Origin of the sequence: Herbaspirillum sp. meg3, from assembly GCF_002257565.1 — a bacterium.
Classification (GTDB): Bacteria; Pseudomonadota; Gammaproteobacteria; order Burkholderiales; family Burkholderiaceae_D; genus Herbaspirillum.
On record NZ_CP022736.1, the window covers coordinates 4,900,377 to 4,921,172 of the forward strand.

At 58.3% G+C, this 20,796-nt stretch carries 16 protein-coding genes and 1 other RNA gene; 10 read left to right on the forward strand and 7 right to left on the reverse strand.

Annotation, left to right across the window (positions count from 1 at the left end; all coding sequences use genetic code 11):
• Window positions 1–100: 100 nt before the first annotated feature.
• Window positions 101–979, reverse strand: a complete 879-nt coding sequence (locus hmeg3_RS22080; RefSeq protein ID WP_094565658.1) for an SMP-30/gluconolactonase/LRE family protein — start codon at window positions 977–979, stop codon at window positions 101–103.
• Window positions 980–1,000: 21 nt separating this feature from the next.
• Window positions 1,001–1,834: an NAD(P)-dependent oxidoreductase gene (locus hmeg3_RS22085; RefSeq protein WP_094565659.1), complete on the reverse strand. Its 834-nt coding sequence runs from the start codon at window positions 1,832–1,834 to the stop codon at window positions 1,001–1,003.
• 595 nt (window positions 1,835–2,429) lie between these two features.
• On the opposite strand from hmeg3_RS22085, the gene hmeg3_RS22090 reads away from it, so the two are divergent.
• Window positions 2,430–2,903 carry a nuclear transport factor 2 family protein gene (locus hmeg3_RS22090; RefSeq protein WP_094565660.1) on the forward strand — a complete coding sequence of 158 codons (474 nt, stop codon included), beginning with the start codon at window positions 2,430–2,432 and terminating at the stop codon, window positions 2,901–2,903.
• Window positions 2,904–2,922: 19 nt separating this feature from the next.
• Window positions 2,923–3,534: a TetR/AcrR family transcriptional regulator gene (locus tag hmeg3_RS22095; RefSeq protein WP_094565661.1), complete on the forward strand. Its 612-nt coding sequence runs from the start codon at window positions 2,923–2,925 to the stop codon at window positions 3,532–3,534.
• 5 nt (window positions 3,535–3,539) lie between these two features.
• Here hmeg3_RS22095 and hmeg3_RS22100 read toward each other — a convergent pair whose 3' ends face one another.
• Together hmeg3_RS22100 and rnpB are read right to left on the reverse strand one after the other, a co-directional pair.
• Window positions 3,540–4,685 carry an enoyl-CoA hydratase/isomerase family protein gene (locus tag hmeg3_RS22100; RefSeq protein ID WP_094565662.1) on the reverse strand — a complete coding sequence of 382 codons (1,146 nt, stop codon included), beginning with the start codon at window positions 4,683–4,685 and terminating at the stop codon, window positions 3,540–3,542.
• 77 nt (window positions 4,686–4,762) lie between these two features.
• An RNA gene (rnpB, locus tag hmeg3_RS22105) (RNase P RNA component class A) lies at window positions 4,763–5,095 on the reverse strand.
• A 216-nt stretch (window positions 5,096–5,311) separates the two neighbouring features.
• On the opposite strand from rnpB, the gene hmeg3_RS22110 reads away from it, so the two are divergent.
• The 5 genes from hmeg3_RS22110 to hmeg3_RS22130 all read left to right on the forward strand — a co-directional run bounded on the left by hmeg3_RS22110 (window position 5,312) and on the right by hmeg3_RS22130 (window position 11,106).
• Entirely contained in the window at window positions 5,312–6,466 is a 1,155-nt protein-coding gene (locus hmeg3_RS22110; RefSeq protein WP_094565663.1) for a branched-chain amino acid ABC transporter substrate-binding protein, read from the forward strand.
• Entirely contained in the window at window positions 6,466–7,650 is a 1,185-nt protein-coding gene (locus hmeg3_RS22115; RefSeq protein ID WP_094565664.1) for a branched-chain amino acid ABC transporter substrate-binding protein, read from the forward strand. Before hmeg3_RS22110 ends, hmeg3_RS22115 begins: the two co-directional genes overlap by 1 nt.
• A gap of 273 nt (window positions 7,651–7,923) precedes the next feature.
• The gene (locus hmeg3_RS22120; protein WP_094565665.1) at window positions 7,924–9,213 is read left to right on the forward strand and encodes a D-amino acid dehydrogenase; all 1,290 of its coding nucleotides are present in this window, start codon (window positions 7,924–7,926) and stop codon (window positions 9,211–9,213) included.
• Between the two features lie 115 nt (window positions 9,214–9,328).
• Complete coding sequence (locus tag hmeg3_RS22125; protein WP_094565666.1) at window positions 9,329–10,084, forward strand: HpcH/HpaI aldolase/citrate lyase family protein; 756 nt, start codon at window positions 9,329–9,331, stop codon at window positions 10,082–10,084.
• Between the two features lie 344 nt (window positions 10,085–10,428).
• Entirely contained in the window at window positions 10,429–11,106 is a 678-nt protein-coding gene (locus hmeg3_RS22130; protein ID WP_094565667.1) for a hypothetical protein, read from the forward strand.
• A gap of 55 nt (window positions 11,107–11,161) precedes the next feature.
• Here hmeg3_RS22130 and hmeg3_RS22135 read toward each other — a convergent pair whose 3' ends face one another.
• The 3 genes from hmeg3_RS22135 to hmeg3_RS22145 form a co-directional block, all read right to left on the reverse strand.
• Complete coding sequence (locus tag hmeg3_RS22135; RefSeq protein ID WP_094565668.1) at window positions 11,162–12,169, reverse strand: aldo/keto reductase; 1,008 nt, start codon at window positions 12,167–12,169, stop codon at window positions 11,162–11,164.
• A 92-nt stretch (window positions 12,170–12,261) separates the two neighbouring features.
• Window positions 12,262–13,266: an AraC family transcriptional regulator gene (locus hmeg3_RS22140; protein ID WP_094565669.1), complete on the reverse strand. Its 1,005-nt coding sequence runs from the start codon at window positions 13,264–13,266 to the stop codon at window positions 12,262–12,264.
• A 775-nt stretch (window positions 13,267–14,041) separates the two neighbouring features.
• Window positions 14,042–15,061: a LysR family transcriptional regulator gene (locus tag hmeg3_RS22145; RefSeq protein WP_094565670.1), complete on the reverse strand. Its 1,020-nt coding sequence runs from the start codon at window positions 15,059–15,061 to the stop codon at window positions 14,042–14,044.
• A 354-nt stretch (window positions 15,062–15,415) separates the two neighbouring features.
• On the opposite strand from hmeg3_RS22145, the gene hmeg3_RS22150 reads away from it, so the two are divergent.
• From hmeg3_RS22150 to hmeg3_RS22160, 3 genes are all read left to right on the forward strand, one after another.
• Complete coding sequence (locus tag hmeg3_RS22150; protein ID WP_198361740.1) at window positions 15,416–16,291, forward strand: alpha/beta hydrolase; 876 nt, start codon at window positions 15,416–15,418, stop codon at window positions 16,289–16,291.
• Window positions 16,292–16,302: 11 nt separating this feature from the next.
• Window positions 16,303–17,508, forward strand: a complete 1,206-nt coding sequence (locus hmeg3_RS22155; protein ID WP_232511776.1) for an efflux RND transporter periplasmic adaptor subunit — start codon at window positions 16,303–16,305, stop codon at window positions 17,506–17,508.
• Window positions 17,509–17,581: 73 nt separating this feature from the next.
• Window positions 17,582–20,794 (forward strand): efflux RND transporter permease subunit, encoded by a 3,213-nt coding sequence (locus hmeg3_RS22160; RefSeq protein WP_094565671.1) that lies wholly within the window; start codon window positions 17,582–17,584, stop codon window positions 20,792–20,794.
• The last annotated feature ends 2 nt before the right edge of the window (window positions 20,795–20,796 follow it).

A 20,796-nucleotide genomic window follows, 5' to 3' on the forward strand; every position in this document is an offset into this window, starting at 1 on the left:
TATGTGGTGCTGCTTTTCACTACTTACGTCTGATGCTTATCCTGATTTTTCCTAACTACGCGCTGCGATGCTGATCAGTATCTATTGTGCGGCTTATCTCTCAATTTTTTACAAATGGTGTTTCGGGCATGCCGGCAACGCCGGGATTCAGCATCCAAACACGGCCCGCGCCTTCATCGCCTGCTGGCGCACCGAGACTGATGCTGGTGACGATCATGGTCTTCAGGCCGTCGCCGCCGAAGGCGCACATGGACGGTTTTTTTGCCGGCAATTCAATCACCCGGTCGAGCTTGCCATCCGGCGTAAAGCGCAGCAGACAACCGGCATCATTGGCGCAAGACCAATAGCAGCCGTCGATGTCCATCGCTGCACCGTCTGGACGGCCACGATGCTGATTGAGATCGGCGAACACGCGGCGGCGCGACGGCGTGCCGCTGGCGATGTCATAGTCGAACACCCAGACCAGTCGGCTCGACGGATGTGAGTCGGACAGGTACATGGTCTTGCCGTCGGGCGACCATGCCAGGCCGTTTTGCACGATCAGGCCATCCACTATCGGTGCGGACAAACCCGCCGCGTCATAGCGATAGAGCTTGCCGTCCGCACGCGCAAGCGACATGTCGAGGCACATGACACCGCTCCAGAAGCGCCCCTGACGATCACAGCGGCCGTCGTTGAAACGCTGATCTGCTTGCAGGCCGCTCGGCTGCGCGAGCTTGTCCAGCAGCACGTTTCCATCATCTTGCAGCGTCACGCTGAAGATGCCGGTATGCATGCCTGCGATCAGTCCACCTGCGTCATCGGGCGCAATGCATGCCACCATTTCCGGCAACTGCCATTGTTTGCAGACGCCGTCTATGGTCTGGCGGCAAATCAGCTTGCGCGGGATATCCACCCAATACCAGGCCGATTGCGCGGCATGCCAGAACGGGCTTTCGCCGACGTCGTAACGGCGATCGTTGAGGGGAAGTACTTGCATGGTAACTATCCGAAGGATGTTCTATTCGTATTGCGGACCGGCCAGAATGAACGGCCCGCCCTGAAAGTTGCCGGCATCGTCGGCCGCCGGCCACGCACCGCTGAAAGGAAAGTGCTCGGCAAAGGGATCGGCAGAGTCGCGCGCGACGAAGCCGAGATGCCCGGCCTTGCTGTTGTCCCACCACTTGATGCGGTTGTCGGAAACGCCGTAGACAATGCTGTGGCCGACGCGCGGTGTGAGCAGTGCGCAGCGCACCAGCTCGACGAAATCGTCATAGCTCAGATAGGTCGCCAGCATGCGCGCGTTGCGCGGCTCCGGAAAGCACGAGCCGATGCGCAGACAAACCGTCTCCACACCGAAACGATCGAAGTAATAGCGCGATAGCGATTCACCGAAGCATTTGGTCAGCCCGTACAAACCATCGGGACGCAACGGACTGTCGGCATCGATGTGTTCAGTGGTCGGGTAATAGCCGACCGCGTGGCTGGAACTGGCGTAGACAACACGACGAATGCCGCGCTTGTGTACGCCTTCATATAAGTTGTAGGTGCCCTGGATATTGGCGTGCATCAGTTGTTCGAAAGGCGCTTCCAGCGAGCGGCCGCCGAAATGCAGCACGGCATCGACGCCCTCCAGCATGTCCGCCACCGCTGCCTTGTCGGCCAGATCACAGGTGACGATTTCCTCCCCCGCCGCCGCAGTCCCAAGATCGCCGATGTCGGACAGGCGCACGACCTCGGTCCATGGCTTCAGACGTTCGCGCAGGACTTGACCCAGATTGCCCGCGGCGCCTGTCAGCAGCAATCGTTGAAAAGGCTTGGCAGGAGAAGCCTGATGATCTTGCGAATTGCTCATGTCTATGAATCGTCGTTGGTTGGACTACCGACGCTGAGAAAACATCATGGATTTTCGGGCGACCGACGCCGCTAAAAAGCCATGCCGACAGATGTCGGCTACTCAGCAAAGAAGGAACAACAACCTGTCAGCATGCCCGGACTGCAGCACGCAGAGCAGCCAGCTAAAAGAAAGTGCAGAACGGCGTAAAAGCATTCATGGTGTGTCTCCGGCATATCGTTATTTTTAATTGACAGTCATCGTACAACATGAAAATTTTGAATGCAAGGACATTTAAAGCGCTGTTTTTTTCACGCGTCAAGCCGCTTTCCAGAGAGCAGCAATCGCCTCGAAAGTCGCGTCCTTGTTGAACTTCAAAAAAAGAATGACTTGCCTTTATGTCATCTGATGACTGATAACAATTTTCTGCTGCGACACCTCTCGCCATTCTTCCAAAGTGCACAGTTTGCCGACGTGGCGCAAAGTACAGTTACGCGTAGCGGGTAGATTCAATGATTCATCTTGCATCAGGATTCGCGTCGCACTAGACTTTGTTTACCGATCGGTACAGAACACTTTCGCCGCAGTTCAACCCTTTATAGACAACAGGTGCCCCATGACGACATCCCGCCCTCCGCTTCCACCGTTCACACGCGAAACCGCAATCCAGAAAGTCCGCGCCGCCGAAGACGGCTGGAATACCCGCAACGCTGAAAAAGTCTCACTGGCCTACACCGAAGACAGCCGCTGGCGTAATCGCGCAGACTTCGTGCAGGGCCGCGAAGCCATCGTCGCTTTTCTCTCCAAGAAATGGGTGCGCGAACAGCAATACCGATTGATCAAAGAACTGTGGGCGTTCGAAGGCAACCGCATCGCCGTGCGCTTCGCCTACGAATGGCATGACGACTCGGGCAACTGGTTTCGCTCGTACGGCAATGAAAACTGGGAGTTCGATGAAAACGGCCTGATGCGCGTGCGCCATGCTTCGATCAATGATCTGCCGATCAAGGAAGCCGATCGCAAATTCCATTGGGATCAATCCGCTCCGCGCCCGGCCGATCATCCGAGCCTGAGCGATCTGGGATTGTGATGAAAGCGGTTCGTACACAATGACGGATGCAACAACAGCAACAACAGCTGCACCGGCAGCGAAGCCGCTCTCGCAACGCGAGGAACTGATCCCGGTGCTGGCTGAAATCTTCCGCGCGCATGGCTACGAAGGTGCCAGCCTGGCACGCATTACCGAAGGTAGCGGACTGGGCAAAGGCAGTCTGTATTACCTCTTCCCGGGTGGTAAAGATGAGATGGCGAACGCCGTCCTGAGCCACATCGACGGCTGGTTTCAACGCGAGGTATTTATCCCCTTGCGCGAAAGCGGCGAGGGCGAAGATGCCATGGCCGGCATCGACCACATGTTCCGCGAAGTGAAGCGTTACTTTTTATCGGGACGCAAGGTATGCCTGATCGGCGTGTTTGCGCTGGTGAACGTGCGCGATCGCTTTGCCGATAAGGTGAAGGATTATTTTGTGGACTGGGCGGCGGCGCTCAACGATGCTTTGTTGCGCAGCGGCCGTGATGTCGATGACGCAGCCGGCTGGACCGAGGAAATACTGGCGGGCATTCAGGGCGCGCTGGTATTGGCGCGCGCCATTGATGATCCGGCAGTGTTTGTGCGAACGCTGGATCGCTTGCAGCAACGCTTGCAAGCGACCGGCACATAACGAAATTATTTGCCGAGATCAGCCAGTGGATGTTCCGCCGCCGACCATGGATCGGCGAAGAAACCCTCTACCCATGCCGGCGTCGCATCCATCAGGCGCGCCGGATTCCATTGCGGCTTCTGATCCTTTTCGACGATCAATGCACGGATGCCCTCGACAAAATCGGGACGCGCCGCGCAATGCAGCGACACCACGAATTCCAGGCGGAAGACTTCCGCCAGCGACATGTAACGCACGCGCTCCTGCAACGCCAGTGACAACCACGCCGAACCCGGCGCACCGGCGCTAAGCGTAGCGGCTGCTTTTTGCAGCCACGGATTGTCGCTCTTGAGAGCGAGGATGGCGTCGACGATGTCCGGCACAGTCTGCCCGCTGCACAGCGCATTGATCAGGTCGAAGTTGTCGCGCAAGGCCGACGGTGCGAAGACCACGTCGGCGGCAACATCGCGTTCGGCCTGTTGCAACACGCGGCCGAGCAGTGCCTTGTCGTCGCCCTCACCCCAGTTTTGCAGCAGCAAGGCGTCAACGACTTTTTGCTTGTCGGCCTGTGCGATGCGATAGTCGGCCAGCTTGGTGAACTTGGCATCTTCGGCATTCATCAATGCGCCGGTCAACGCCAGAAAGGCACCGAGCTTGCCCGGGACGCGGCTGAGGAACCAGCTGCCACCGACATCGGGATACAGGCCGATGGTAATTTCCGGCATGGCCAGGCGCGAGCGCTCGGTGACCACGCGATGACTGCAGCCGGCCATCAGGCCGATGCCGCCGCCCATGACGATACCGTGACCCCAGCACAGGATGGGCTTGGGATAGGTGTGGATCTCGTAATCGAGCCGGTATTCGTGTTCGAAGAATTCTGCCGCGTAACGATTGGCGCGGATGTCGTCGCGCGCCGGCGAGGCATGATGCTCGCGCATGGTGCGGTAGAGTTGCTGCAGATCGCCACCGGCGCAGAAGGCTTTTTCACCTTGCGCTTGCAGCAGCACCATGGCGATGTCCGGGTCCTTCGCCCACTGCCGCAACTGCGGCGTCAGCAACTGCACCATGTCGAGCGACAGGGCATTCAAGGTTTTTTCGGAAGCCAGCGTGGCGACGCCGATACGGCGGCCATTCTGCGTGGCCAGTTCTTCAAACAAAACCGGTTGGCTCATGGGGATCCTGATTGTCTCTGAAATCGTCTTGTGCGACCTCGCCGGCCTCGTGAGCCGGGAGATCGATTTATATAATTTAATGAAGCAAGCCGATAGGCCGGATTCTGTTACGACGGTTGCCCGTTATGACAGCCATTCCTCTAGGCGCTGGATTGCTCCAGTGCTCAAGCTCTCTACCCGCACGCTCCGCGAGCAACATCAACGCGTGCCTATTTGAGATTGCTCCGAGTGGAGGTTACCGCGTTTCACCGTAACTAAATACGCTCGTCTCTGTGGCCCTGTTCCTCGCCTTGTACCGGCTTACGCCGGCTTTCGGCGGACGGCCGTTAACCGTCACCCTGCTCTATGGAGTCCGGACCTTCCTCCCGCCATCGCATGACACGATGACCAGCGGCTGTCTGGCTTGCTTCGGGCGCTATTGTACCTTAGCCGCAGCGCTCTGCTCCGATTGCCGGGGCTTGCCGTCCGGCATGAATACTGTGAAACCCGCAACATGCGCGCTCCCGGAATCCGGGAAGAAACAACAGATCAGAAAAAGTTTATGAAAATTCAACAGTTGTGCTTCAGAGTCAGCTGCTTATTGTCGATAATCGAATCAATGCCCGTTTCGCGAGAAGGTAGATACGATGAAAACAGGACATCTTCGCCGCTGCGCCCTGCTCTGCCTGACAGTGACGGCCTGGCTGCACCTGGCGGCCAACGCAAAAGAAACGACCGTTGTCGCCATCGGCATCGCAATGCCCCTGAGCGGCCCGGCTGCGACATTCGGCAATAGCCTGGTAAATGCGGCCCAGATGGCAATCGACGATGCCAACCGGCGCAATCCCAAGGTCGCCGGCCGGGACATCCATTTCAAGCTGGTTGTGGCGGACGAACGCGGCAATGTGAACAATGCGGCCCTGGCTGCCGAGTATCTCGTCAAACAAGGTGTCGTTGCCACGATCGGCAACGGCAGTACGCAGACGACGCTGGCAACCACCAAAATTTTTGGCGATGCCGGTATCGCTCAGCTTGCACCCAGTACCAGTGCGCCGTGGCCCAATGGCCAGCGTTACACCACGTTTCGCATGATCGGGCACAGTGGTCAGGGTGCGCCATTGCTGGTCAATTACCTTATCGACAACCTGCAAGTGAAGAGCACGGCAATCATTGACAACGACACTGTCGCCGGCCGTGCGCTCGGACAAGCATTCAAGGAGCGCTTCCAGGCACGTCAGGGAACCGTGTTGATCAGTGAGTCGATTCAGTTCCGCTCTTCCGATTTCAACACCATTCTCAATACCGTCAGACTCAAGCAGCCGGATATCATCTTCTTCGGAGGCCTGGGCGACCAGGCTGCGACGCTGGCGCGCAACATGCGCAGAGTCGGCCTGAAGACGGGTTTTGTACATGGCATGAACGGCACCAATGGCTTGAACTTCCTGCGCGATGCCGGTGCGGCCGCAGAAGGTGTCATCGCACTCACCCCCGGTATGCCGCCCGAGAAGATGCCGGGATGGAAGAATTTCGAAAAGAATTATCTGGAACGTTTCGGCGGCAATATCAACGACTACACCACGATTAGCTACGACGCCGTCCAGGTGCTGGTTGCCGCCGTGCGCGAGGCGAACTCGTTCACGCCAGCCGACATCCTCGCCGCACTGTACAAGGTGCGGTACAGCGGACTGACCGGTACGATTGCCTTTGACCAGAATGGCAATCTGCGCAATCCGTCCTTTACGATTTACCAGATGAAGGAGCTGCGCTGGCTTCCTCTCCAGACCTACGGAGGTGCCAGGTAATGAAGGCGCACCGTTACGCTTTGCTTCCTGCGTCAGGATTCCCGGCAGCTGTCGCCGGCCTGGCGATATTGCTGGCCTGCGCATTGCCGTCTCCGCTGCAAGCGGCCTCCAGTAACGCTGTCCGCGTCGTACAAATCGGTTTTGCCGGACCACTGTCCGGCAGCTCGGCACGCATAGGAAAGAGCCAGATGCATGCCGCCGAACTCGCCCTGAATGAAGCCAATGCACGCGGCACTATCATCGGCGGAGAACCGGTTTTGTTCAAACTTCTGCCGCAAGATGATCGCGGCGACCCAAACACGGCAGTATTGGTGGCTACCTATCTGGTCAAATCCGGCGTCGTGGCAGTCATTGGGCATTGGCATACCGGCGCCAGCATGCAGGCTGCGGGCATTTACAACACTGCCGGCATCCCGCAGATCGCGCCGGGATCGAGCGGACGCCAATATACGCAAAACGGCTATGCAACCAGCTTTCGGATTGTTGGTCACGATGACGACGGCGGCCGTTTTGCAAGCGTCTATGCACTTCAACATCTCAAGGCCAGACGCATTGCAGTGATCCATGACGAAACCACCTTCGGCACCATGCTGGCAGCTCAGTTCATCCGCGGCGCGCAAGAAAAGGGGGGCGAAGTCGTGACGCAGCAACTGATCAGTTCGAAGACCTCTGATTTCAACGCGGCACTGATGGAATCCGGGAAGAAAAATGCCGACCTGATTTTCTTTGGCGGACTTGGCCCACAAGCAGCGGCGCTTGTTCTCAGCATGAAACGAATGAGCATCCGTGCTCCGCTAATGGCCGCCGACGGCATTGTGAGCCCCCTATTCTTGCAATTGACGGGGACTGGCGGCAACGGCACATTCGGACTGGCGCCGGGACAACCTCAGGAAAAAATGACAGGCTGGAAAAAATTTCAGGAAAAGTTTAACGCCACCTATGACGATCCGATCGAGGCCTTTTCTCCTTTCGCCTATGATGCCGCGAACATGACCGTGGCAGCGATCCTGCAAGCCAACTCCCTGCAACCTGCGCGCATCACCGCCGCCTTGCACAGCATGAAATACAAAGGCCTCACCGGCACGATCGCGTTTGACGCCGAAGGCAATCTGACCAATCCCACTTACACCATCTATCAGGTGAAGGACGGCAAATGGTTGCCGATCCAGACCTTCTCCAAGTAAATGCAAGGATTCCAAGCAAGTAAAAATGCGCACGAACACATGGTGTGGATGCACCATGCCGATTTGGCATACGACAGAAAAAACGGAATTGCGTATCATCCGCGGGATGAATCGACACGTTACGTGTCAATGGCCTGTCGTCGCTTTGGCTGGCGCTTTGGGTGCAACTTGAGTCGATCGGCAGCGCGTTTGGCAGAAGGCAATTTCGTCATTTCGCTGCGTCGCCACCGAAGCCGGCTTCGGCTGCACTATCCCGCATAACAGGAAAAAACCATGCATATCTGCATACTAGGCGCTGGTGTCATCGGCGTCACCTCAGCGTATCGTCTGCTGCAAGACGGCCATGAAGTCACCTTGCTGGACAGCCGCCCTGTCGCAGGCGGCGGCACCAGCATGGGCAATGGCGCGCAACTGAGTTACTCCTATGTTGCGCCGCTGGCGGATCCATCCGTGTGGACGCATTGGCCGCACTATTTGTTCAGCGCCGACTCGCCCCTGACACTGAAACCAAAATTCGATCCCGCGCAATGGCGCTGGCTGCTCAAATTCCTTGGGGCCTGCAATGCAGAACGTGTACAACGCACCACGATCGAACTGCTGCAACTGGCGTTTTACAGCCGCGATGAACTGACGCAATTGCATCAGGCCGTACCGTTCGACTTCAGCCACCGCACCGCAGGCAAGCTGGTGATGTACACCGATCCCGCGGGACTGGTATCGGCACGCAAGCAAGTAGCCTTCCAGTCGCAATACGGTTGCCAGCAAGAAGTCATCGACGCTGCACGCTGCCTCGAGATCGAACCCGCACTGGGCAACGCCAGCCGCAACTGGGCCGGCGGCGTCTACACCCCGAGCGAAGAAGCCGGCGATTGTGCGCAGTTCTGCCAGGGTCTGGTGACGGCGATGAGCAGCAATGCCGGTTTCCGCTTTTTGCCCTCCACCACAGTCACGCAAGTGAACATGAAAGACGGCGCCATCGCCTCGGTACAAGCAGCCTCAGAAGTTGCGGGGGCATCGACGCAGGCTATCGATGCAGACGCGTTCGTGCTCGCGCTGGGTGCGGATAGCGCCGCCTTCGCACGTCAGGCAGGCTTCCGCTTGCCGCTGTATCCGCTCAAGGGCTACAGCATTACGGTGCCGCTCAACGATAGCTTCGCGCAGTCGGCCGCGCCGCAGGTATCCATCACCGACATCTCGAAAAAAATTGTCTACGCCCGCCTCGGCAATCGTCTGCGTGTGGCCGGCCGTGTCGAGCTGGTCGGCATGGACACGCACATCCCCGATCGCGCCATCAACGAACTGATCGACGGCGCCAACGAACTCTTCCCCGGCAGCATCCGCGACCAGAAGGCGGCGCAACTTTCGCCCTGGGCGGGATTCCGTCCGGCTACGCCAAGTGGCGTGCCGGTCATCGGCGCATCGCCGGTGAAGAATCTCTACCTGAACATCGGCCAGGGTGCGCTCGGCTGGACGCTCGCCTGCGGCAGCGCAGCGTTGCTGGCGGCGCAGATCGGCGGACGCAAGACAGCAATTGATGTTGCGCCGTTCCGCTACGGCCGCTGATCTTTTGTCCGATCTCTTGGGCTAATTTCGCCGGCCGATTTCCGGTGGTCAGCATGATCGCCGGATTCCGCATACCATATCCAGACCATAACGACAGGCATACAAGGAGACTGGAATGCGGGAAAACAATCTGCGCACGCTGTTCGCGCAAAAGAAGCTGGCCTTCAACGGCTGGGCATCCATCGGCAATTCTTTTCTGGCGGAGCTGGTCGCCGATTGCGGCTACGACGCAGTGACGGTGGACTTGCAGCACGGTCTGTTCTCAGTTGAGGCGGCCGTACCGATGTTGCAGGCGATTTCCGCCACCAAGGCAGTGCCGCTGGTGCGCTGCTCCGAAAACAGTCTCGGCGAAATCAACAAGCTGCTCGATGCCGGTGCCTACGGTGTGATCTGCCCGCTGATCAACACCAAAGAAGATGCCGAAAAATTCGTGCGCGCCTGTCACTACTCGCCACGCGGCGGCCGCAGCTACGGACCTGCGCGCGGCGTGCTGTACGGCGGCAAGGATTATTTTGAACACGCCAATCGCACCATCCTCACGCTGGCCATGATCGAGACACGCCAGGGCTTGGCAGCGGCAGAAGAAATTTTGTCGGTGCCGGATCTGGACGGCATCTTCATCGGCCCCAGCGACCTCGCCATCGACATGGGCCTGGCGCCCGACGCGTGGAACGACGACAAGGTCGATCAGGCCTTCCAGCATCTGATCAAGCTGTGCCATGCACGCGGCAAATACGTCGGCATCTTTTGCGGCTCAGTCGAAATGGCCGAACGCATGAAATCCTATGGCGTCGACATGCTCGTCCCCGGTACCGACGCCCAATTGTTGCGCGCCGAAACCACCCGCCGCCTGAACATCCTGCGCGGATAACACCTGCATCTCTCCTCCAGTACGCACATGCGCCATGTGCCATGTGCGTACCTATCTTCCTGAAGCAGTTGAGACCACCGCCCCAGACGACAACTTGATCGTCATCGCTCCGCTTGTTATCACACACAAAAATCTGAACATCGTCATTTTTCGACGGGAGATCCACATTCGCAGAAAATATCACTGACAGTTTTTTTGCTTATGGGAGCAACGACCGATTTTTGAGAATTATCTTATTTAAGCGTCAGCAGGGAACTCGCATAATCTCCTCCGGAAACATCGACGACAGGCTAGCTCATCGTGAGCCGACGCCTCGTTGAGCAGGGAAATAACAGGGGAATACGATGGTGCTTTCGACGAACCGAATCAACCGACTTTCGCTGACCAGCATTGCACTGATCACGGCAACATTGCTGATGAGCGCCTGCCATAACGAATTCGCTCCACGTGGCCCCACACTGGCCGCCTCAACCAAAGAAGCAAGCAGCTGGGACACATTGCCGCAAGGCGACGCCTTGCGCGCCGCCGAACAGACCTATCGTGCCTGCGCCATGGAAGCTGCGCAGCTGCATCTGGCGGTAAAGGAATTCCCTGAAATCAGCGACCGCGTCACTTACCTGACGCAAGATGGCCAACGCGTGCGCAAGACCGAGCAAGCAAGCGTCAACATCGATGATATGCACGTCGACAACGGCTGCGCCACGCGTATCGTCAAAAGCATCAGCATCGACGTTGTCTCTGACAGCGCCCAGGCAACATCCATCGATGAAACCGGCAAGACGCTCGCACGCCATGGCGACACGCAAATCTCTCCGTCAGGATCGGCTCACCTGACGCTCGCAGTCGCAAAAAAGGCGCAGTCCGTACCTACCTGCACACTCATCCGCGATCCTGGCCCGCAAAGCCATTTCATGATGCTCAATCTGTGCAGGAGCGAAGAACGCCGCGCAGAGCAAGAACAACAGGCGCAAGAGGAGTTTGCCGTGCATCCGAGAAAGATCTCCCCGGCGACTTCCAGCTAAGTTGATTCAGATTTTCTTGATTCGCAGTCGGCCCCATCACGGGGCCGACTGTGTTTTATTTGAAGGGAACGCGGCCAAAGAACGGATAACCCGGATCGTTGTAACCCGGTGTCGAGGAATGCCCCGGCGTCACCAGCGCATCGATCATCGCTTCTTCTTCCGTAGAAATTTTCAGGTCGACGGCGTCGTAATAGTCTTCCATCTGCGCCAGCGTGCGCGGGCCTGCGATCACGCTGCTGATCACTGAATTGGCCAATACCCACGCGGTCGCAAATTGCCCCAGCTTGACACCGCGCGCGGTGCAGTGCTCCTGCAGACGCTCGGCGATGATCAATGACTCTTCACGGAATTCCGTTTCCATGATGCGCTTGTCGCCACGGCCGGCGCGCGTGTTTTGATCCGGTGCCTGGCCCGGCTTGTATTTACCGGTCAGCACACCGCGTGCGATCGGGCTGTAGGGTACGACGCCGAGACCATAGTTGTGGCAAGCCGGCAGAATTTCCACTTCCGGCATGCGGTTGAGCAAGTTGTAATAGGGTTGGCATACCAGTGGCAGCGGAACATTGTTCTTCTCGCACAGACGGGCAATCTCGGCGATGCGCCAGCCGCGGAAGTTGGACACGCCGAAGCCGCGAATCTTGCCTGCACGAATCAGGTCGCCCAGCGCCTGGATCGCTTCTTCCAGATTTTCTTCGTGATAGTCGCGGTGCATGTACAGCACGTCGAGGTAATCGGTGTCGAGGCGGCGCAGGATATTGTCGGTCTCGGTCGCAATCCAGTGGCGCGAATAGTGCGACTGATTCGGCGCGCTGCTCATGGGATTGCCCAGCTTGCTTGCCAATATCCAGTCACCGCGCTGCCCTTGCAATAACTTGCCGACCATCTCTTCCGACTTACCCTTGCTGTAGACGTCGGCGGTGTCGATGAAGTTGACGCCATGCTCGCGCGCCGACGCGACGATATTGCGCGCTTCGTCAATCGCAGTCTGGTCGCCGAACATCATGGTGCCCAGGCACAAGGCCGAGACTTTGAGATTGCTTTTGCCGAGTCGTCGATATTGCATGGTGTGTCTCCGATAAGGATGGAATGCAGGTCAAAGGAAGCGAGGAAGACGATTCTAGCGCCTTGCCCCGATTCCTGCCGGCGCACAGAAAATTAAAGAATCGGCGCCTCTTCTTCCAGCCAGCGCCGCTTGTCGCGCAATGGCGGCGAACCGAACATGCGGCTGTATTCACGGCTGAACTGCGAAGGACTCTCGTAGCCCACCGCTTGCGAGGCGAGCGCCACACTGACGTCGTCGGCAAGAATCAGACGGCGCGCTTCCTGCAGGCGCAGATTCTTCTGGTATTGCAGCGGACTCATCGCCGTCACCACCTTGAAATGATGATGCAGCGACGACACGCTCATGTGCACATCGCGCGCGATGTCATCCACACGCAGAGGCTGGACAAAGTTCTCTTTCATCATCCGGATAGCCTTGGCGATGCGGTTCATCTGGCTGTCTTGCAGCACGGTCTGGCGCAGCAACGCACCCTGCCCGTTCATCAGCAGGCGATACAGGATTTCGCGTTTGACCATGGGCGCCAGGATAGGAATATCGCGTGGCGTATCCAGCAGGCGCAATAGCCGCAATACGGCATCCAGCAGCGTGGCGTCGAGGCGATTGACGAACAAGCCGCGCGAAGCATCCGACGAAATACCTTGCGGCAAATGCTCGTCGCCGATCAGCGAACCGATTTCCTTGGTGTCGAGATCGATGCGCAAACCCAGATAGGGCGTCTCGGAGCTGCTGACGGTCACCTTGCCCACCATCGGCAAATCCACCGACGACACCAGATAGTGCATCGGGTCATAGTCGTAAATGTCGTCGCCGACGAACAAGCGTTTGGCGCCTTGGGCGATGACTGCAAACACCGGCTTTTGCACCGCATGCTTGGGTCCTTGCGGATTGGTAATGCGGTGCAGGAAGAAGCCTTCTATACCGGTTTCCAGTGAGCCTTCAACGCCTTCCGTCAGGCGGTAAATCAGCGCGACCAACTCGCGCTGCGCCGCACGCAGCCGTTCGTCTGCTTCGCCGTCCACAATGACGGCCGCCGACGAAGGAGGCACAGGCGCGTCGGCGTTATAGTCCAGATCGGTGGGAGCGTCGTTGAGATCCATGGCGGCTTCGGATGAAAGAGGGGGAGGCATTCAGCTTACTCCAGATTGCAGACTTGCCTGAATCTCCATCGCCAGAAAATGGAGAAATAGGCAAATATTCAGGAGAATTAGGTATCCGAGCCTGATCCACGATCCCGATTTTCAGCCAACCTCAAGTCAAAATGCAACATGGATGGAGACACCTTGCATTTGTGTGCCGCTTAAAATGACAAGCTGCAAAGCCTTTTCCTTACTGGCAGGCAGCACAGCTTTCCCGGCCTGCTCGTATTTCTGAAATCCGGATATTTTTCTGAGTCGCCTCAACAACCCCGGTTCTCAATACGAGCAGAATTCAATCCGGAATCATGAAAAACTGCCCAATCCCCCATCATCTTGGAGAATCAGGCAAATATTCGGCAGCTTTCAGCAAACGTAAATTGCTGCGCTGCGCGCATAATCTCTTCACGCCAAAACACATGATTCAAACTGTCTGTCGCACCGTTTCCGGTCCGACCATGCAAGACAGTGCTTCACCGGACCGCCGATAAGCGGCGCGAGCATTCGCGCTCCGACTTCGGCTCTTCACTAACTTTCCAGACACCATCGACCAACTACTTTTCGCCCTTCCCGGCGGAAGGATGCGCTGCTTTCTTCCATATTGCAGCGTGCAGAGCTGTCGATACACCTGGCCGAACGAACAAGGACGCACATGCAAGCAATCGCCCACGCAAAAACAGCGACGCGCCCGATGCCGGGCGGGCCGCTGCATGGAAAGACACAAACCGGAAAGAGCGCCTTAGAACACGCTCTCGGCGATGTTGTGCTGTTCGATCACAGCGCGAATGGTATTGCTCTCGGGCTTGGCGGTGAAGTGGCATTCCTTGGCCTCGTCGGCCATGCCCATCTGGCAGCCCTTTTGCAGCGGACAGGTGGCGAACAGTTCGGCGACCCAGTCAACGAAGGCGCGCACCTTGGGCGACAAGTGCCGGTTGTGCAGGTAGACCACGGAAATCGGCATAGGAACCGGCTTCCACTGCGACAGGATTTCGACCAGACGGCCGTCTTCGAGGTAAGGCTGAATCATATACAGCGGCGCCTGCACCAGGCCGAAACCTTGCAGCGCGCATGCCACGTAAGCATCGCCGTCATTGACCGAGAGCTTGCCGGCCATCTTCACTTCCTGGGTCGTACCCTCGACCATGAAGTCCCAGTCGATGGTGCGGCCGGTACGGCTGGAGAAGTAATGCACCGACTTGTGATTCTGCAGATCGTCAATGGTGTGCGGCATGCCGTGGCGCTCGAAGTAGGTCGGAGAACCGCAGGTCACGGCCTGGAAAGTGCCGATGCGGCGCGCCACCATGCTGGAGTCCTGCAAATCGCCAACGCGGATCACGCAATCGACCGCCTCCTGCACCATGTCGACCGGACGGTCGCTCATGCCCATGACCAGTTCGATGTCCGGGTACTTGGTATAGAAGTCGCACAGATTGGGCAGCAACAGCAGGCGTCCGATGGATGCCGGCACGTCGATGCGCAGGCGTCCTTGCGGGCCGCGCGTGACATTGCGGAACGATGCTTCGGTCTCGTCGACCTCGGCCAGGATGCGCACACATCGCTCATAGTAAGCCGCGCCATCGGGCGTGAGGCTGATGCGGCGCGTCGTGCGATTGAGCAAACGCACCTGCAGCAAACTTTCCAGTCCCTGCACAATCGTCGTCACCGTGGTGCGCGGCAAATTGAGGTTGTCGGCCGCGCGCGTAAAGCTGTTGGCGTCGACCACGGCCGTAAAGACCTGCATTGCTTGAAATCTGTCCATTTGGTTCTCCAGAGCAACGACATCTCTCTCAACAATGTCGCCGAATTTGTACAAATCCGCGTCGGCGATTGTTTTGCAACAGCGCCAAAAACGCGTTTTTCACTGCCAATTTGCCATCTTTTGCTGCCATTGACGGGCTTTTTGAGGGCTTCGCCGGCTAATTCAAAAACAGCCAAGAACCGCAGCAGCATTGGCTCGCCCGCGATTTTAATCGAACTAATTCGATCATTTTACGCCTATTGTTCGGCAGTGGCGAACAGTGTTGTTGATTTTGCCTGCTTTATCCGTCCCCATGCTGTGGCGCACAATCCGCTTCAATCTAGCGAAACTGGCTTTTTGGCCAGCCACCACATCATGGAAGTTTTACAAGAATCGGTTGTTAAATCAGCCATCAGCAACTTCACCGTCCCCGGCCCGATCGGACGCATCCCTGTGCGCCTGTATCACCCGCTGGCAAACGGCGAAGCGAAGCTGAAACTGAAAAGCAAGTCCGGCCCCCTGCTGCCTCTGGTGCTGTATTTCCACGGCGGTGGCTTCGTCTCCGGCGGGCTTGACGATGCGGACCTGCAAGCACAATACATTTCACAGCACAGCAACGCGGTCGTGCTGTCGGTTGATTACGCACTGGCGCCGGCGAAACCCTTCCCGGCAGCGCCGGAAGACGCTTACGCTGCCTGCTGCTGGGCTGTGAAGAATGCCGCCGATCTGCACATCGACACCAGCCGCATCGCGGTCGCGGGCGACGACGCCGGCGGCAACCTCGCCGCCAGCCTGACCATGATCACGCGCGATCGCTGCGCCGCGCCGTTTGCCGCACAAGTGCTGATCAGCCCGATGCTTGACCCCAGCATGACCTTGCTGGGCGACGCCAAACAACTGAATTCCGATATCACCGCAGAGAAATGTGCCGCCGGCTACCGCCAGTACCTGCCGCAAACCATGCAACGCCTGCACCCTTACGCCGCACCGCTGGAAGCCAGCCGCCTGGCGGGATTGCCGCCGGCCTATATCGCCACGGCCGGATGTGACGTGCTGCATACCGAAGCGGAGAAATACGCCTCGTCGCTGATCCGCGCAGGCGTGCATACACAGGTTGCGCGCTTCGCCGGTATCACGCACGGCGCGCTGCGTACTCACATTCCCCTGCTTAAAGAAATCGTCGAATTCCTGCGCCGCCGCTTCAGCGTGTCCGGTACAGGCCCCACAAACCTTGCTTTCCAACCTTCTTAATGAGGTCCACCATGTCTAACGATATCCAAACCCCTGCTCCAACATTCCGCAATCGCTATCTGGCCACAGCGGCCGTACTGACTGTCATCGCCATCGCCGTCGCCGGCACCCTGTCGGCCATCGGTGTCGATTCCACCGCCGTTGCACAGCAAGCGCCGCAAGCCGCCAGCGTCGACGTCGCTGAAGTCGTCAGCAAACAGATCACTGACTGGCAGCAATACTCCGGCCGTCTGGAAGCAGTCGACCGCGTCGAGATCCGTCCTCTGGTGTCCGGCACATTGACCGCCGTGCACTTCAAGGATGGCGCAATGGTTAAAAAGGGCGATGTGCTGTTCACCATCGATCCACGTCCTTACGCTGCGGAAGTCGCTCGCGCGCAGGCGCAACTGGCCGGCGCCGAAGCCCGTGCCGCCTACACCGCATCGGATGTAGCGCGCGGTCAACGCCTGCTGGGTGACAACGCCATCGCCAAGCGCGATTACGAAGAAAAGCAAAACGCTTCCCGTGAAGCCGCCGCCAACGTGCAAGCAGCGCAAGCCGCCCTGCGTTCGGCCAAGCTGAATCTGGAATACACGCAAATCACCGCACCGGTCTCCGGCCGCATGTCGCGCGCCGAAATCACCGTCGGCAACATCGTTTCGGTCGGCTCCGCGACACCGGCGCTGTCGACACTGGTGTCGATGTCGAAGATCTATGCATCGTTTGATGTCGATGAGCAAAGCTTCCTGAAGTACGTCAATCCGGCACGCGCCAAAGGCACATCGGTTGCGGTGTTCCTGGGTCTGGCCAATGAGGATGCTTACTCACGCGAAGGCAAAGTCGGTTCGATCGACAACCGTATCGACACTTCCTCCGGCACGATCCGCGTGCGCGCTGTCTTCGACAACGCCGACGGCCAGTTGCTGCCAGGCCTGTATGCCCGCATTCGCCTTGGCGGCGGCGCACCGCGTGAAGCATTGCTGATCGATGAAAAAGCGCTCGGCACCGATCAGGACAAACGTTTCGTGCTGGTGCTCGACAAGCAAAACCACGCTACTTACCGTGAAGTCCGCGTCGGCGCCAACCAGGATGGCCTGCGTGTTATCGAAAGCGGCCTGAAGTCGGGCGAACGCATCGTCGTCAACGGCCTGCAACGCGTCCGTCCGGGCGACACCGTCGCACCGAACGTGGTGCCGATGGTCAAGGTTGCAGGCGCCAAGGCAGACAAGAAAGCTTAAGACGCGCTCATCAGAAATCTAATACTGAGCTCCAAAAGATCCGGTTCAAAAAGCTTATTAACGGGGAATTCCCATGAACATTTCAAAATTCTTTATCGACCGCCCGATTTTCGCGGGCGTGCTCTCGATACTGCTGTTACTGGCCGGGGTGCTGGCCATGTTCCAGTTGCCCATTTCCGAATATCCGGAAGTGGTGCCGCCATCGGTCGTGGTGCGCGCGTCGTATCCGGGCGCCAATCCGAAGGTCATCGCTGAAACCGTGGCTTCGCCATTGGAAGAGCAGATCAACGGCGTGGAAAACATGCTCTACATGCAGTCCCAAGCCAACAGCGACGGCAACCTGACCATCACAGTCAACTTCCGTCTCGGCGTCGATCCCGACAAGGCGCAGCAACTGGTGCAAAACCGCGTTGCCCAAGCCTTGCCGCGTCTGCCGGAAGACGTGCAGCGTCTTGGCGTGACGACCATCAAGAGCTCGCCGACGCTGACCATGGTGGTTCACTTGATCTCGCCGGACAACCGTTACGACACGACCTACCTGCGCAACTACGCGGTGCTGAACGTGAAAGACCGTCTGGCGCGTATCCAGGGTGTGGGTGAAGTGGGCCTGTTCGGTTCGGGCAACTACTCCATGCGCGTCTGGCTCGACCCGAACAAGGTGGCGCAGCGCGGTCTGACCGCCAGCGACGTGATCAAGGCTATCCGCGAACAAAACGTGCAGGTTGCCGCCGGTGTGATCGGCGCATCACCAAGCTCGCCTGACGTGCCGGTGCAATTGTCCGTCAACGCGCAAGGTCGCCTGAAGAGCGAAGAAGAGTTCCGCGAAATCATCCTCAAGAGTGCACCTGACGGCGCCATCACCAAGCTGGGCGACGTTGCCCGGGTTGAGCTGGCCGCTTCCGAATACGGTCTGCGCTCGCTGCTTGACAACAAGCCTGCGGTGGCGATCCCGATCTTCCAGGCACCTGGCGCCAATGCGCTGGACGTGTCGACGCAAGTGCGCGCCGCGATGAAGGATCTGTCGAAAGACTTCCCATCGTCGGTCGAATACAAGATCGTGTATGACCCGACCCAGTTCGTCCGTGCAAGTATCGAAGCCGTCGTGCATACCCTGCTCGAAGCGATTGCGCTGGTCGTGATTGTAGTGATCATCTTCCTGCAAACCTGGCGTGCATCGATCATTCCACTGCTGGCCGTGCCGGTGTCGATTGTCGGTACCTTCTCGCTGATGCTGGGTTTCGGTTATTCCATCAACGCCCTGTCGCTGTTCGGCATGGTGCTCGCCATCGGGATTGTGGTCGACGATGCCATTGTGGTGGTGGAGAACGTCGAGCGGAATATCGGCGCAGGTCTGTCTCCGCGTGAAGCAACGTATCGTGCCATGCAGGAAGTGTCCGGCCCGATCATTGCGATTGCGCTGACACTGGTGGCGGTGTTCGTTCCGCTGGCCTTCATGACAGGTTTGACCGGTCAGTTCTACAAGCAGTTTGCGATGACGATTGCGATTTCGACCGTGATCTCGGCATTCAACTCGCTGACACTGTCGCCGGCACTGGCTGCGATGCTGCTCAAGGGCCATGGCGCCAAGCCGGATTGGCTGACACGTCAGATGGACCGCTACCTCGGCGGCTTCTTCGTCCGCTTCAACCGCTTCTTCAACCGCGCTTCGGAAGGTTATAGCAAGGGCGTGACCGGCGTGATCTCGCGCAAGGCTTCGGCGATGGGCGTGTACGCCCTGCTGCTGGCGGCAACCGTGGGTATCGCTTACATCGTGCCGGGCGGTTTCGTACCGGGCCAGGACAAGCAATATCTGGTGGCCTTTGCACAATTGCCTAACGGCGCGTCGATCGACCGCAGCGAAGATGTGATGCGCAAGATGAGCGACATCATGCTGAAAGAACCTGGCGTAGACAGCGCAATTGCCTTCCCTGGTTTGTCGATCAACGGTTTCACCAACAGCTCATCTGCCGGTATCGTCTTCGTCGGTCTGAAACCCTTCGACGAACGCAAGAGCAAGGAACTGTCGGGTACCGCCATCGCCATGTCGCTGAACAAGAAATTCGGCGGCATCAAGGAAGCCTTCACGGCCGTGTTCCCACCACCGCCGGTGATGGGTCTGGGTACGCTGGGCGGCTTCAAGATGCAGATCGAAGATCACGGTGCAGTCGGCTACGCTGAACTGGACGCTGCGGCACAAGCCTTCATGAAGGCCGCTGCCAAGGAACCGGCGCTGGGTCCGATGTTCTCGAGCTATCAGATCAACGTGCCGCAGCTGGACGTCGACCTCGACCGCGTGAAAGCCAAGCAGCTCGGCATTCCCGTGACCGATGTGTTCAACACCATGCAGATCTATCTGGGTTCGCTGTACGTCAACGACTTCAACCGTTTCGGCCGTGTGTATCAGGTGCGTGCCCAGGCTGATGCACCGTTCCGCGCCAAGGCTGACGACATCGGCCAGCTCAAGACCCGCAATGCCGCAGGCGACATGGTGCCGTTGTCTTCGGTGGTCAAGGTCAAGCAGACATTCGGTCCTGAAATGGTCGTGCGCTACAACGGCTTTACCGCTGCCGACATCAACGGCGGCCCGGCTCCCGGTTACTCGTCGGATCAGGCTGAAAAAGCGGCTGAACGCGTTGCTGCAGCAACCCTGCCACGCGGTGTGCGTTTCGAATGGACTGACCTGACCTATCAGAAGATCCTCGCAGGTAATGCCGGCGTGTGGGTGTTCCCGATCAGCGTGCTGCTGGTGTTCCTGGTGCTGGCTGCGCTGTATGAAAGCCTGACTCTGCCGCTGGCCGTGATCCTGATCGTGCCGATGAGCATTCTGGCGGCGCTGACCGGTGTCTGGCTGACCAAGGGCGACAACAACATCTTTACGCAAATCGGTCTGATGGTGCTGGTGGGTCTGTCGGCGAAGAACGCGATCCTGATCGTGGAATTTGCCCGCGAACTGGAACTGCAAGGCAGCACCGTGATCCGTGCTGCGATCGACGCCAGCCGTCTGCGTCTGCGTCCGATCCTGATGACTTCGATCGCTTTCATCATGGGCGTGGTGCCGCTGGTGACTTCGTCGGGCGCCGGTTCGGAAATGCGTCATGCGATGGGTATTGCGGTGTTCTTCGGCATGCTGGGTGTGACGCTGTTCGGTCTGTTCCTGACGCCGGTGTTCTATGTGCTGCTGCGTAGCATCGGCGGCAGCAAGAAACTGCACTCTGCCCACAAGCATGAAGCGCCGCTGACTGCAGGCACGCATGTCGCACCAGCCGATTCGCACGATGGTCGTTAATC